The sequence below is a fragment of the Streptomyces sp. 2P-4 genome (assembly GCF_030167965.1).
GTDB lineage: Bacteria > Actinomycetota > Actinomycetes > Streptomycetales > Streptomycetaceae > Streptomyces > Streptomyces globosus_A.
Map to the genome: position 1 here is coordinate 3,063,363 of NZ_CP095011.1, position 12,901 is coordinate 3,076,263.

The 12,901-nt window shown below is 72.9% G+C and carries 14 protein-coding genes; 4 read left to right on the plus strand and 10 right to left on the minus strand.

The annotated features are described in order from the left end of the window. The first annotated feature begins 86 nt into the window (after positions 1–86). Together MUK52_RS13160 and MUK52_RS13165 are read left to right on the plus strand one after the other, a co-directional pair. Positions 87–914: a hypothetical protein gene (locus tag MUK52_RS13160; protein ID WP_284576299.1), complete on the plus strand. Its 828-nt coding sequence runs from the start codon at positions 87–89 to the stop codon at positions 912–914. Positions 915–1,020: 106 nt separating this feature from the next. Continuing rightward, positions 1,021–1,827: a VOC family protein gene (locus tag MUK52_RS13165; protein ID WP_114058399.1), complete on the plus strand. Its 807-nt coding sequence runs from the start codon at positions 1,021–1,023 to the stop codon at positions 1,825–1,827. Positions 1,828–1,922: 95 nt separating this feature from the next. Here MUK52_RS13165 and MUK52_RS13170 read toward each other — a convergent pair whose 3' ends face one another. Genes MUK52_RS13170 through MUK52_RS13180 form a run of 3 tightly spaced genes read right to left on the minus strand, consistent with a single transcriptional unit; the run spans position 1,923 to position 2,960 of the window. Beyond that, positions 1,923–2,177: a Txe/YoeB family addiction module toxin gene (locus MUK52_RS13170; RefSeq protein ID WP_284576300.1), complete on the minus strand. Its 255-nt coding sequence runs from the start codon at positions 2,175–2,177 to the stop codon at positions 1,923–1,925. After that, positions 2,174–2,455, minus strand: a complete 282-nt coding sequence (locus MUK52_RS13175; protein ID WP_114053619.1) for a type II toxin-antitoxin system Phd/YefM family antitoxin — start codon at positions 2,453–2,455, stop codon at positions 2,174–2,176. The genes MUK52_RS13170 and MUK52_RS13175 overlap by 4 nt, the downstream gene beginning before the upstream one ends. After that, positions 2,436–2,960 (minus strand): ATP-binding protein, encoded by a 525-nt coding sequence (locus MUK52_RS13180; protein ID WP_350205368.1) that lies wholly within the window; start codon positions 2,958–2,960, stop codon positions 2,436–2,438. The genes MUK52_RS13175 and MUK52_RS13180 overlap by 20 nt, the downstream gene beginning before the upstream one ends. Before the next feature lie 112 nt (positions 2,961–3,072). Between MUK52_RS13180 and MUK52_RS13185 the strand changes: the two genes are divergently transcribed. Both MUK52_RS13185 and MUK52_RS13190 read left to right on the plus strand, forming a co-directional pair. Next, positions 3,073–3,897, plus strand: a complete 825-nt coding sequence (locus tag MUK52_RS13185; RefSeq protein WP_284576301.1) for a helix-turn-helix domain-containing protein — start codon at positions 3,073–3,075, stop codon at positions 3,895–3,897. After that, positions 3,894–4,136, plus strand: coding sequence for a DUF397 domain-containing protein (locus tag MUK52_RS13190; protein WP_284576302.1), 243 nt, complete (start codon positions 3,894–3,896; stop codon positions 4,134–4,136). The genes MUK52_RS13185 and MUK52_RS13190 overlap by 4 nt, the downstream gene beginning before the upstream one ends. A gap of 59 nt (positions 4,137–4,195) precedes the next feature. Here MUK52_RS13190 and MUK52_RS13195 read toward each other — a convergent pair whose 3' ends face one another. The 7 genes from MUK52_RS13195 to MUK52_RS13225 form a co-directional block, all read right to left on the minus strand. Further along, complete coding sequence (locus tag MUK52_RS13195; protein WP_114053617.1) at positions 4,196–4,468, minus strand: DUF1876 domain-containing protein; 273 nt, start codon at positions 4,466–4,468, stop codon at positions 4,196–4,198. A gap of 527 nt (positions 4,469–4,995) precedes the next feature. Continuing rightward, a complete protein-coding gene (locus tag MUK52_RS13200; RefSeq protein WP_284576304.1) occupies positions 4,996–5,670 on the minus strand; it encodes a hypothetical protein in 675 nt (224 codons plus the stop codon). Positions 5,671–6,345: 675 nt separating this feature from the next. After that, positions 6,346–7,347 carry a porphobilinogen synthase gene (gene hemB / locus MUK52_RS13205; RefSeq protein WP_284576305.1) on the minus strand — a complete coding sequence of 334 codons (1,002 nt, stop codon included), beginning with the start codon at positions 7,345–7,347 and terminating at the stop codon, positions 6,346–6,348. Positions 7,348–7,483: 136 nt separating this feature from the next. After that, positions 7,484–9,154, minus strand: coding sequence for a bifunctional uroporphyrinogen-III C-methyltransferase/uroporphyrinogen-III synthase (locus MUK52_RS13210; RefSeq protein ID WP_284576307.1), 1,671 nt, complete (start codon positions 9,152–9,154; stop codon positions 7,484–7,486). Beyond that, complete coding sequence (hemC, locus tag MUK52_RS13215) at positions 9,151–10,119, minus strand: hydroxymethylbilane synthase (protein WP_114053613.1); 969 nt, start codon at positions 10,117–10,119, stop codon at positions 9,151–9,153. The genes MUK52_RS13210 and hemC overlap by 4 nt, the downstream gene beginning before the upstream one ends. After that, on the minus strand, positions 10,116–11,840 hold the full coding sequence (locus MUK52_RS13220; protein WP_114053612.1) for a glutamyl-tRNA reductase: 1,725 nt from the start codon (positions 11,838–11,840) through the stop codon (positions 10,116–10,118). Before MUK52_RS13220 ends, hemC begins: the two co-directional genes overlap by 4 nt. Beyond that, positions 11,837–12,667, minus strand: coding sequence for a redox-sensing transcriptional repressor Rex (locus MUK52_RS13225; RefSeq protein WP_114053611.1), 831 nt, complete (start codon positions 12,665–12,667; stop codon positions 11,837–11,839). The genes MUK52_RS13220 and MUK52_RS13225 overlap by 4 nt, the downstream gene beginning before the upstream one ends. Positions 12,668–12,901 lie beyond the last annotated feature (234 nt).

A 12,901-nucleotide genomic window follows, 5' to 3' on the forward strand; every position in this document is an offset into this window, starting at 1 on the left:
GGCCTGGCGACGGACCCGTGCGAGTCCGTACGATCACCTGACCGCGGCCGCGGCCGGGGGGTCCGGGGAACGGCACCGCGGGAGGCATGGGGAGACCGATCGTGGACCCGTTACGACTGGCACGCACCGCACTGCACGTCCTCACGGAGGCGGACGCCGGGGACACCCCGGCGCAGACCGCGCTGCCCGCCCGCATACGAAGGCTGACGGAAGACCGGCTGCGCGCCACCGCCTCGGGCACGGTGGCCCTGCACCGCCTGCGGACCGCCCCGGGCGGCGCCTCGACCACCATGGCCGAGATCGTCCTGGCCGACGAGGCCGACCGGGACCCGGCCTTCGCGGCGGCGCTGCGGGAACTGCTGGAGGAGCTGGGGGAGGCGCCCGGGGCGCCGGAGGCCTCCCCGCCGGAGCGGGACGCCGGACGGACGGGCCCTGCGGCGGAGGCGGCGCCCGCGGAGGCCGCGGCTCCGGCCCGGGCTCCCGGGGCGGCTCCGGACCCGGAGCCCGCGGCGCCGCAACCGGCGCAGGCCGCGCCGCAGCCCCTGCCGGGGACATCGCAGCCGTGGAAGGCGGGCGGGGACGGCCCGGGACGGGCCGGACCGGAGGCCGCGCCGGGCCCGCAGTCCGCCCCCGCCGGGCCGGCGCGGGCAGTCGGGCGGACGCCGCCGGCCGGGCGGGCCGTGCGGGCGTCCTTCCTCGCCGGGGCGGCCGCCACCACGGCGCTCGCCGCGACCGGCGGCCGGGTGCCCGGCTTCCTGTGGCCGCTGCTGCTGGTGCTCGCCGTCACCGGAATGGCCTGCGCGCGCTCCGCCGTTCGCCGCCCGTTCCGTCCGCTGCCGGCGGCGGGCCTGCTGCTGAACCTGGCGGTGCTCGCCCTGCTCCTCGCCGACGCCGTCACCGGCCGGGCGTTCTAGCGGGGACCGACCACCCGTTCGGCCCGATTCCTGCCGTCCGGGCCGGGGGTAGGGACGTGCCGTCTGTCCGTCCCTCCCCACCCGCCCCGGAGGCCCCGTGCCCCTCATGACCGGCTCGTACCGGCCCGGCACCCCGTGCTGGATCGACCTGATGGTGCCCGACCAGCAAGCCGCCCTCGACTTCTACGCCGGCCTCTTCGGCTGGACCGGCGAGATCGGCCCGCCCGAGACCGGCGGCTACTCCGTCTGCGAGTACAAGGGGCAGCCGGTCGCCGGGATCATGAAGGCGATGAACCCGGACGGCTCCGTCCCCGACCCGATGCCCCCTGCCGCCTGGACCACGTACCTGGCCGTGCACGACGTGCACGAGGTGGTCAGAGCGAGCACCGCGGCCGGCGGCGGCACCCTGGTCGACCCGACCGAGGTCATGGACCTCGGCCGGATGGCCGTCCTCTCCGATCCCACCGGCGCCGTCTACGGCATCTGGCAGGCCGGTACCTTCCAGGGCGCCGGAATCGTCAACGAGGACAACACCCTCGCCTGGAACGAGCTGGCGACCAGCGACCCCGCCAAGGCCGCCGCGTACTACGCCAGGATCCTGCCGATCACCCCGGCCGCGTCCGAGATGCCGGGCGCCGAGGGCTACACCGAGCTCAAGGTCAACGACCGGGTCGTCGGCGGCATGATGTCCCTCGACCGTCACCCGAAGGGCACCCCGCCGCACTGGCTGCCGTACTTCCGCGTGGCCGACGCCGACGCGGCCCAGACCGCCGCCGAACGCGCCGGCGGCAGCGTCATGGCCCCCGCCTTCGACATGCCGGCCGGCCGCATGGCCGTCCTGGCGGACCCGCAGGGCGCGGTGTTCGCGGTGATCACGCCGAGCGAGGCTCCGGAGCAGCCGGACCCGATGTGACGGGCGGGGCGGCCCTTTGCCGCCGCTGACGGGCCGCCGCCGACGAGCCGCCGCCGACGGGGCGGAGGCGGGGGCGGCCCGGAGGGGCCGTCGGTTCAGTAGTGGTACCGGACCTGTGCGACCTCCACTGCTTGGTCCTGGATCCGGTACACCAGCCGGTGCTCGTCGGTGATCCGCCGAGACCACCAGCCCGACAGGTTCTCCTTGAGCGGCTCCGGCTTCCCAGTGCCTTCGAAGGGTGTACGCCGGATTTCGCCGATCAAGCGGTTGATCCGCTTGAGGATCTTCGGGTCGGCAGTTGCCCAGTACGTGTACTGCTCCCATGCCCGGCCCGAGAAGACAACTTTCACGCGGCGGACCCGGCTTCTTCCTCGTCGTCGACGCTGATCAGCTCTCTGGCCTGGCCTTGTCCGGCATCCAGCTCTGCGATCGATTCCATCAGGATCTGCGCGTTTCGCGGCGAGCGCAGGAGATAGACCGTTTCCTGCCAAGAGCGGAAGTCTTCAGCCGACATGATCACCACGTCACCGTGCTCCCGGGACGTGACCTCTATGGGCACGTGGTCTTCGTTGACCTGCCGGATCAGCGGATAGAAGCGCTGACGGGCCTCATTGGCTGACATCGACATGGCTGACCTCCCATGGACCACAGACGCAGTCATAGTCGTACGGGATTACCGTACCAGTCCCACCGTCGGGCCGACCCTGCATCGACCGCAGGCCGGTGCCGGCGCCGGTTGCCCCGTTCGCCGGCGCGCCGAACTCGCACCAGACCGACTTGCCCGGCTGCCTGGGCAGCACGCCCCACCGGTCCGAGACCGCCTCGACGATGCGCAGCCCGTACCCGTCGCCGACCCGGGTGCGGGACAGCCCGGGGCCGCTGTCGTGCACTTCCAGCCGCAGGCCGCCCTCGTACCGCCGGAGCCGGACGCGGTAGTACCGGCCGGGCGGGACGCCGTGGCGGAGGGCGTTGCCCGCGAGTTCGCTCACACAGAGCAACAGGTCGTCGCGGTGTTGGGTGACACCCCACACGTCAAGTGTTTCTGCCGTGAACTGCCTGGCCATGGCGACGGTTTGGCGCGAGCGAGCGAAGTAGCGGTCCCTCATCCGGGCGGGTTCAATCTCCTGGATCACGGGGCGATCGTCGCCGTCCGTCACTACCGTGTGCAGGGCGACCGCCCGTACCGATCCGTTGGTACGGGCAGGCACGGGTACATCGCGGGCGCAGGTGGGGAGTCCGGAAAACATGCCGCCGAGGAAACGCGTACCGAAGAACGGCACCGCCCTGAAGATGGTCGGGGCGCAGGTGGCCGTACTCCGGGTCAGGAAGGGCCTGACACAGCGCCAACTGGCCAAGTTGGTGCGGATGGAAGAGGAGACGATCGCCTCGATCGAGCAGGGCAGACGCGCCCTGATGCCGGACGTGGCCGAGACGATGGACCGGGTCCTGGAGTCGGGCGGGGTGCTGGCGGCGGGGGTGGAGAAGCTGCCGGCGGTGGATCAGGTGCCGGAGTGGGCTGAGGGGTTCATGGACCTGGAGCGGGAGGCTCTCGCCCTGTCCTCGTACCAGAACCAAGTCATCCCTGGCCTGCTCCAAACCGAGGCCTACGCCCACGCGGTCTTCACCAACGAAATCCCGGCACTGAGTCAGAAGAAGATCGCAGAGCGCGTCGCTGTACGGATGGCCCGCCAGGAGATCCTGCACCGACAGGATCCGCCAAACCTGAGCTACGTGATCTCCGAGGCGGCGCTTCGAGACCAGTTGGGCGGTCCGGACATCCACCGCGAGGCGCTCCTGCATCTGCGCGCCTGCACCGATCTGCACGGCGTGACCGTCCAAGTGATGCCCTTGGGGCGTCACACTCACGCGGGTCTCTCAGGCCCCTTCGTCCTTATCGTGACACCGGATCTGCAACACCTTGCGTACGCCGAAACGCAACGTGGCAGCCAGCTAATCTCCGACCCCAACGAGGTCAACATCCTGTCGGCCAAGTATGCGATGCTGCGGTCTCAGGCCCTCAACCCGGAAGAGACAACGGGCCTGTTGGACGGGTTGCTAGGAGAGCGATGAGCATCGCACTGAAGTGGTTCAAGTCCAGCTACAGCACCGAGCAGGGCGGCGACTGCCTGGAGGTCGCCATCGCTTGGCAGAAGTCCACCTACAGCGGCAGCGAGGGCGGCGACTGCGTCGAGGTCGCCACCTGCCCCGGTACCGTCCACGTCCGGGACTCCAAGGTCATCGACGGTCCGGTGCTGAGCCTCGCTCCCGCCGCCTGGACGGCGCTCGCCGGGTGGGTCGCGGGGCGGTAGCCGCGCCCCGCGGCAGCGGGTGTCGGCCGGGGCCCGGCCGACACCCGCTCATTCGCGGATCAGGGAGACAGCGGGTAGGAGTGCCGGCCCGTCGCCTCGTCGATCTCTCCGTGCGCCTTCTGCAACATCTGGGACGCGAGATCCATCAGCGCCCGCGCGCCCGCGATCTCTTCCCCGACCCTCAGCTGCGCCGGGTCGGAGGGGTGACGCATGGCGTAACCGCGCGCCCGCATCTCGGAGCCGTCACCGAGTCTGACCATGGCCGCCGCAGTGGTGCGGTGTCCGTCCTCGGTGAATTCGAGCTCCACGTGCCACCCGACCAGTGTGGACATGGTGCATCACCTCCAGGGGCTCACCCTTGTCCCTCCAGGGTGCTCCCGGGGTGGGCAGGATGCGAGCGGGGCGGGCGGGGTAGAGGGGAGGCGGCGGGGGCGGGGTTCGGCGGTGGCCGATCGATCCGGGTCGGGAGTGTGACCGGGGGAGTCCCCGGCAGTTGATGGTGTCCGGGGCACCCCCGGGGGAACGGCCTGGAGAGACGAAGACCAAAGAGGCCGATCAGAGCCCTGGCCCTCCCGCTCCGGCCGCCACATCCAGCCCCACCGGCATCATCAGAACCGTCGGCGGCAGCCGGGTGGGCTCTGCTGTCGGGAAACGACGCCCGGAGCGTCATCCGGAGACAGGAGCGCCCCGGATCGCTACGTGGGCATCCTCTGCTCAGCGACTATCGGCCGTCAGGGGCCGGGAGGCGCGTCAGATCGCTACGTGGGCGTCGTTTGTCGGCGGCTGACCGCCGTGGGCGGGAAGAGGTGGCACGGCGCCATGCGGACCTTCTTCTCCCCCATGCCGTGGACTGTAGCGGTCAGGAACCGCTTTCGTACCGGCCCACCCGGTCCGAGACGTGCTGGAGGAGAGGGCTGAGGCGGTCGACGATGCCCTGGTAGTCGCGGGTGGCGCCGTCGGACCACTGGCCCAGGCCGACGACCATCGAACGGCCCCGGCCGGTGAACGACTGCACCATGCCGCTGTCCGGCGGAAGGGTCTTCAGGCCCGATCCGGGGGGCGGCGCCTGGGCGCCGACCTGGTAGTCCGTCGGGTTGCCGCCGAGGCGCATCACCAGCGTGACGGTGTCCTGCGGGTCCCTCATGGTGAAGACCGCCAGGTTGAACTGGTTGTTCTGGGCGTCCTTGTAGAGGGCGACGTGCTCGCCGAGACAGCCCTTGCCCGCCTCGATCATGTTCACGAGGGCCGGGCCGACCGAGTCGGGTTCGGTGCACGACTTCAAGGTCACGGCTCCCACCTTGGTGAAGTCGCCGCCCTTCCCGTCGGGCACCCGGTCCGGGAAGGCGTCGGCGAGCGGGATCACCGGCCGGTCCGATGCGCTGGGCACCGCCTCGGGCGCGGCGGCCGCCTCCTGCCTGCCGGCGACGGTCTCCCCGCCGACCCTCGTCAGGACGAAGAAAACCACGCCCGCAACGACCAGGCCGATCACCAGCTGCAAGGCAAGCGGAACGTTCCGCTTTTCAGTCATGCTCACGACGAACACCCTAGCGAGCACCGCTGACACCGCAGGTCACAGCCACATTCCGGTTCCGTCGCCCGGCCTGACCCGAGACGGCCGCCCGTCGCCAGACAAGAGGAGCACGTAGCGATCCGATGCGTCTGCCCGCCCCGGACGGCGGTCGGCCGCCGAGCCGACGGCGCCCCCGTAGCGATCTGCCGCGCCGCCCCCGCCCCTGACGGCCGATAGTCGCTGAGCCGAGGACGCCCACGTAGCGATCTGGGGCGCTCATGTCTGCGGATGATGCTCCGGACGTCGTTTCGCTACGTCACGGCACACCCGGGCTTCCGCCGTCGGGTCGGCTGATGCCGGTGGGGCGAAAAGAGCCCCCGGGGCGGGAGGGAAAGGGCTCTGATGGCCCTGAATGGTCCACGTACCCCCTGGCCGTTCCCCTGGGGGCGTCCCGGCAGAAAAATGCCTCCGGGGCGGGTCGGTCGGTCAAGGGTGGCCCGCCAGGGCCATCGCGCAGCGACGCGCCCAACGGGCGCGCCCTTGAGGGACCGGGCCGCCCCGGACACCATCAACTGCCCGGGACACCCCCAGTCGCGTCTCCGCTACTGACCCATCGAATCCCGCCAAACCGCACCGCGGCCGCCGCACATCCGACGCCGAGTCGCCGGCTCCCGCCGTCACACCCCCGACCGGCGCCGGTCACCGCTCACGCCGCAGCCACCCCGCGACTTCCGTGGCCCAGTACGTCAGGATCGTGTCGGCGCCCGCCCGCTTGATGCCGGTCAGGGTCTCCATGATGGCGCGGTCGCGCTCCACCCAGCCCTTCTCCGCGGCCGCCTCGATCATCGCGTACTCGCCGCTGATCTGGTACGCGGACACCGGTACGTCGACGGCCTGGGCGACCCGGTACAGGATGTCGAGGTACGGGCCGGCCGGCTTCACCATCACCATGTCGGCGCCCTCCTCCAGGTCGAGCGCCAGCTCGCGCAGCGACTCGCGCGCGTTGGCCGGGTCCTGCTGGTAGGTCTTGCGGTCGCCCTGGAGCGAGGAGGCGACGGCCTCGCGGAAGGGCCCGTAGAACGCGGACGAGTACTTGGCGGTGTAGGCGAGGATGGCGATGTCCTCGTGGCCCGTCTCGTCCAGCGCGTCCCGGATGACGCCGACCTGGCCGTCCATCATGCCGCTCGGCCCGACCACGTGGACGCCCGCGTCGGCCTGGACCTGCGCCATCTCCGCGTACCGCTCCAGCGTCGCGTCGTTGTCGACGCGCCCCTGCGCGTCGAGGACGCCGCAGTGGCCGTGGTCGGTGTACTCGTCCAGGCACAGGTCCGACATGATCACCAGGTCGTCCCCGACCTCCGCCTTCACATCCCGGATCGCGACCTGGAGGATGCCGTCCGGCTCGGTACCCGCAGTCCCCAGCGCGTCCTTGTTCTCGTCGGCGGGAACCCCGAAGAGCATGATGCCCGCGACGCCCGCCTCGACGGCCTCGGCGGCGGCCTTCCGCAGGGTGTCGCGGGTGTGCTGGACCACGCCCGGCATCGCCTTGATCGGCAGCGGCTCGCTCAGACCCTCCCGGACGAACGCCGGGAGGATCAGGTCGGAGGGGTGCAGCCGGGTCTCCGCGACCATCCGCCGCATGGCAGGGGTGGTGCGCAGCCGGCGGGGCCGCGAGCCGGGGAAGGATCCGTACGCGCTCATCTTCAGTCGCCTCTTCGAGCTTCGACAGCAGTCGGGGTCGGGTCCCAGCCTAGGGCCGGGCCCGCCCCGTGAAGCGTGAGGGCCCGGGTGCGGCTGCACCCGGGCCCTCGGCTCCGCTCGTCGGCCAGGACGTCCCTCAGGTCGTCCGGCGCCGCCGCGCCCCCGGCCGGCGCTCGCTCGGCCGGGACACCGACTCGCCGGCCTCCTTGGCGGCCTCGCGGCGCGCCGCGCCGTACTCGGCGAGGGCTTCGGCGAGCTTGCCCACGCTCGGCTCCGGCGACAGGACGTCGACGCGGAGGCCGTGCTCCTCGGCGGTCTTGGCGGTCGCCGGGCCGATGCAGGCGATGACGGTGACGTTGTGCGGCTTGCCGGCGATGCCGACGAGGTTGCGCACCGTCGAGGACGAGGTGAAGAGCACGGCGTCGAAGCCGCCGCCCTTGATCGCCTCGCGCGTGTCCGCCGGCGGGGGCGAGGCGCGCACGGTCCGGTAGGCGGTGACGTCGTCGACCTCCCAACCGAGCTCTATCAGCCCGGCGACGAGGGTCTCGGTGGCGATGTCGGCGCGCGGCAGGAAGACGCGGTCGATCGGGTCGAAGACCGGGTCGTACGGCGGCCAGTCCTCCAGCAGTCCGGCGGCGGACTGCTCGCCGCTCGGCACGAGGTCGGGCTTGACGCCGAACTCGACGAGGGCGGCGGCGGTCTGCTCCCCCACCGCTGCGACCTTGATGCCGGCGAAGGCGCGCGCGTCGAGCCCGTACTCCTCGAACTTCTCGCGCACCGCCTTGACGGCGTTCACCGAGGTGAAGGCGATCCACTCGTAGCGGCCGGTGACGAGGCCCTTGACGGCGCGCTCCATCTGCTGCGGGGTGCGCGGCGGCTCCACGGCGATGGTGGGGACCTCGTGCGGCACGGCGCCGTAGGAGCGGAGCTGGTCGGAGAGGGAGGCGGCCTGCTCCTTGGTGCGGGGGACGAGCACCCGCCAGCCGAACAGCGGCTTCGACTCGAACCAGGCGAGCTCCTCGCGGCGGGCGGCGGCGCCCTGCTCGCCTACGACGGCTATCACCGGGCGGGTGCCCTCGGGGGAGGGCAGGACCTTGCCCTGCTTGAAGACCTGGGCGATGGTGCCGAGGGTGGCGTTCCAGGTCCGCTGGCGGGTGGTGGTGCCGCCGACGGTGACGGTGAGCGGGGTGTCGCCGGCGCGGCCGGCGGCGACGAGCTCGGCGCAGGCGGCGGGGACGGTCTCCAGGGTGGCGGAGACGACGACGACGCCGTGGCCGGAGCCGACCTCGCTCCAGCACTGCGCGGAGGCGTTGCGGGCGTCGACGAAGCGGACGTCGGCGCCCTGTTCGCCGCGCAGCGGGACGCCCGCGTAGGCGGGGACGCCGACGGCGGTGGCGACGCCGGGCACGACCTCGAAGGGGATGCCCTCGCCGGCGCAGGCGAGCATTTCGGAGGCGGCGTTGCCGTCGAGGCCGGGGTCGCCGGTGACGGCACGGACGACCCGCCTGCCGGAGCGCGCGGCCTCCATGACAAGATTGGCGGCGTCCCGGATCACCGGTACTCCGGCGGCCGCTGACGCCTCGTCAGCGATCGTCAGCTGTGGCGTGTCCACTCCGGCGCGCGCGTGCGTGCGGACGACCTCGAGCACCTCGGGCTCCGCGATGAGCACATCCGCGGCGGCGAGCGCCTCGACGGCGCGCAGCGTCAGCAGTCCCGGGTCGCCGGGGCCCGCACCGAGGAAGGTGACGTGCCCGTGCCCGGCGGCGGCGACGGGGAGAGCGGAGGTGGTGGGACGTGAGGGGTTCAAAGGGATCGCTCCCCCATCAGACCGGCCGCGCCCTTGGCCAGCATCTCGTCCGCGAGTTCGCGGCCGAGCGCCATGGCCTCGTCGTGCGACTGGGGCACGGGACCGGTGGTGGACAGCTGCACGAGCGTCGCGCCGTCGAGGGTGCCGACGACGCCGCGCAGGCGCATTTCATTGACAATCTGCCCGTCGGCCAGAAGGTCGGCGAGCGCGCCCACGGGGGCGCTGCAGCCGGCCTCCAGGGCGGCGAGCAGGGACCGCTCGGCGGTGACGGCGGCCCGGGTGTGCGGGTCGTCGAGCTTGCCGAGGGCGGCGATGAGGTCCGCGTCGGACGCGAGGCACTCGACGGCCAGGGCTCCCTGGCCGGGTGCGGGCAGGACGCTGTCGACCGACAGGTGGTCGGTGACCTCGCCGCTGCGGCCGATCCGGTTGAGGCCGGCGGCGGCGAGGACGACTGCGTCGAGCTCGCCGCTGTGCACGAAGCCGATGCGGGTGTCGACGTTCCCCCGGATGGCGACGGTCTCGATGCGCTTGCCGAGGGTGCGGGCGTAGTGGTGGAGCTGGGCGGTGCGGCGGGGCGAGCCGGTGCCGACGCGGGCGCCGTCGGGCAGCTCCGCGAAGGTCAGGCCGTCGCGGGCGACGAGCGCGTCGCGGGGGTCCTCGCGCAGCGGCATGGCCGCGATGACGAGGTCCTCGGGCTGCGTGGTCGGCAGGTCCTTGAGGGAGTGCACGGCGAAGTCGACGTCGCCGCGCAGCAGGGCGTCGCGCAGGGCGGTGACGAAGACGCCGGTGCCGCCGATCTGCGCGAGGTGCTCGCGGGAGACGTCGCCGTAGGTGGTGATCTCCACGAGCTCGACGGACCGGCCGGTGACGGCGCGCACCGCGTCGGCGACGTGCCCCGACTGGGACATGGCGAGCTTGCTGCGCCGCGTGCCGAGCCGGAGGGGCTGGTCGGAGCGTGAATTCATGATGCCCGTCCTGAGTCGTGGGTCTGGTTGGCCTGGCCGGCCGCGGCCGCCCCGTCGGCCCGGCTGACGGAGGCCACCGTCTGCGGGTCGAGGTCGAAGAGTTCGCGCAGGGCGTCGGCGTACCCTGCGCCGCCGGGCTCGCTGGCGAGCTGCTTGACGCGCACGGTGGGGGCGTGGAGGAGCTTGTCGACGACGCGGCGGACGGTCTGGGTGACCTCGGCCCGCTGCCGGTCGTCGAGGTCCGGCAGGCGCCCGTGGAGGCGTGCGACCTCCATGGCGACGACTTCCGCGGCCATCGCGCGCAGGGCGACGACGGTGGGGGTGATGTGCGCGGCGCGCTGGGCGGCGCCGAAGGCGGCGACCTCGTCGGCGACGATGCCGCGTACGGCGTCGACGTCGGCGGCCATGGGGGCGTCGGCGGAGGCCTCTGCGAGGGACTCGATGTCGACGAGGCGTACGCCGGGGATGCGGTGCACGGCGGCGTCGATGTCGCGGGGCATGGCGAGGTCGAGCAGGGCCAGGCGTACGGGGGTGCCGTCGGCGTGGCTGCGGGTGCCCTTGCGGGGCTGCCGCTGGGCGGCGGCCTCGCCCTGGTCGGCCCAGGTGCCGTGGAGTTCGAGGTCGGTGGCGTCGACGCCGGTGAGGGCGGCGCGCCCGGCGGCGGCCGGCGCGTCGGCGGGGCAGCCGTCGGGGCCGGGGGCGCCGGTGAGGGTACGGGCGACTCCGGCGTCGGCGAGGCGGCCGCCGGCCGCGGCGACGGCGGCGAGGCGGGCGACGACCTCGGGGTCGAGGCCGGCGGGCAGGGCGGCGGGCCGGGCCGGCGCGGGGACGGCGGTGCGCGGGCCTGCCTGCGCGGGGAGCGTCCGGGGCGCCGCGGCCGGGGTGTGGGCCAGGGCGGCGGCGACGTCGTCGCCGGTCAGGACGAGGCCGGTCGCTCCGGTGCAGGAGACGACGATGTCGACTCGTGTCAGTTCGTCGGCGACGGCGGCCATGGCCACGGCCCGGGCGGTCACGCCTGTGCCTGAGGCAACCAGAATCTCGACGAGACGGTCGGCGCGCGCGGCGGTCCGGTTGGCGACGACGACCTCGGCGGCGCCGACCCGGGCGAGGGTGGCGGCGGCGAGGGAGGACATGGAGCCGGCGCCGATGACGAGGGCCCGCTTGCCGGCGGCCCAGGACTCGACGGGCTCGCGTCCGGCGGCCAGCTGCTCCAGGCCGAAGGTGACGAGCGACTGCCCGGCCCGGTCGATGCCGGTCTCGGAGTGGGCGCGCTTGCCGACCCGCAGGGCCTGCTGGAACAGGTCGTTCAGCAGGCGGCCGGCGGTGTGCAGCTCCTGGCCGAGCGCGAGGGTGTCCTTGATCTGGCCGAGGATCTGGCCCTCGCCGACGACCATGGAGTCCAGTCCGCAGGCCACCGAGAAGAGGTGGTGGACGGCCCGGTCCTCGTAGTGCACGTACAGGTACGGGGTGAGCTCTTCGAGCGCGACGCCGCTGTGCTGGGCGAGGAGCGTGGAGAGTTCGGCGACGCCGGCGTGGAACTTGTCGACGTCCGCGTACAGCTCGATGCGGTTGCAGGTGGCGAGCACGGCGGCCTCGGCGGCCGGTTCGACGGCGAGGGTGTCGTGCAGCAGCTTCGCCTTGGCGTCGGCCGACAGCGAGGCGCGCTCCAGCACGCTCACGGGCGCGCTGCGGTGGCTCAGTCCCACGACGAGGAGGCTCATGCCGGCATCACCGCCGGGACGTCGCCCTCGGGTCCGGGCTTGCGGGCGCCGGAGGCGGGGCGGGCGGCGGGCGGCACGACGGCGGAGGCGTCCGCCCCGGCGCCGGCGGAGGCAGCGGAGGGCGCGGTGGCGGCGCCGGCGGCGGGGGCCGGGGCGGCGGAGTCCTCGCCGGCCTTGCGCTGCTCGTGGAAGGCGAGGATCTGCAGCTCGATCGACAGGTCGACCTTGCGCACGTCGACGCCGTCGGGGACGGAGAGGACGGTCGGCGCGAAGTTCAGGATGGAGGTGACGCCGGCGGCGATCAGCCGCTCGCTGACCTGCTGGGCGGCGCCCGCCGGGGTGGCGATGACGCCGATGGACACGCCGTTCTCCCGGATGATCTTTTCGAGGTCGTCGGTGTGCTGGACGGGCATGCCCGCGACGGGCTTGCCGGCCATGGCCGGGTCGGCGTCGATCAGCGCGGCGACGCGGAAGCCGCGGGAGGCGAAGCCGCCGTAGTTGGCGAGGGCCGCGCCGAGGTTGCCGATGCCGACGATGACGACGGGCCAGTCCTGGGTCAGGCCGAGCTCGCGGGAGATCTGGTAGACGAGGTACTCGACGTCGTAGCCGACGCCCCGGGTGCCGTAGGAGCCCAGGTAGGAGAAGTCCTTGCGGAGCTTGGCGGAGTTGACGCCGGCGGCCGCCGCCAGCTCCTCGGAGGAGACCGTGGGCACCGAGCGCTCGGAGAGCGCGGTCAGGGCGCGCAGGTACAGCGGAAGCCGGGCGACGGTGGCCTCGGGGATACCTCGGCTGCGGGTCGCCGGTCGGTGAGTTCGGCCAGTTGCCACGATGCTCCTGCGGGATGAGCGGGGCTGAAGGCGGTCCTCTGTCCCCAGACCGCCCCGTCGACAGCAGGCTATGTCTTTGTGAACGCGTGCACAAAGATTGTGTCCGCTTTGTCCGACCAAAGTGACCGGGGTCACGCGCCGTGGGGCTGCGGCCGGACGGCGCACAACGCACCGAACCCGTTCAGATCCTGCCGGGGGCAAACCGACACACACTCCTCACCCATACGCCCCCGA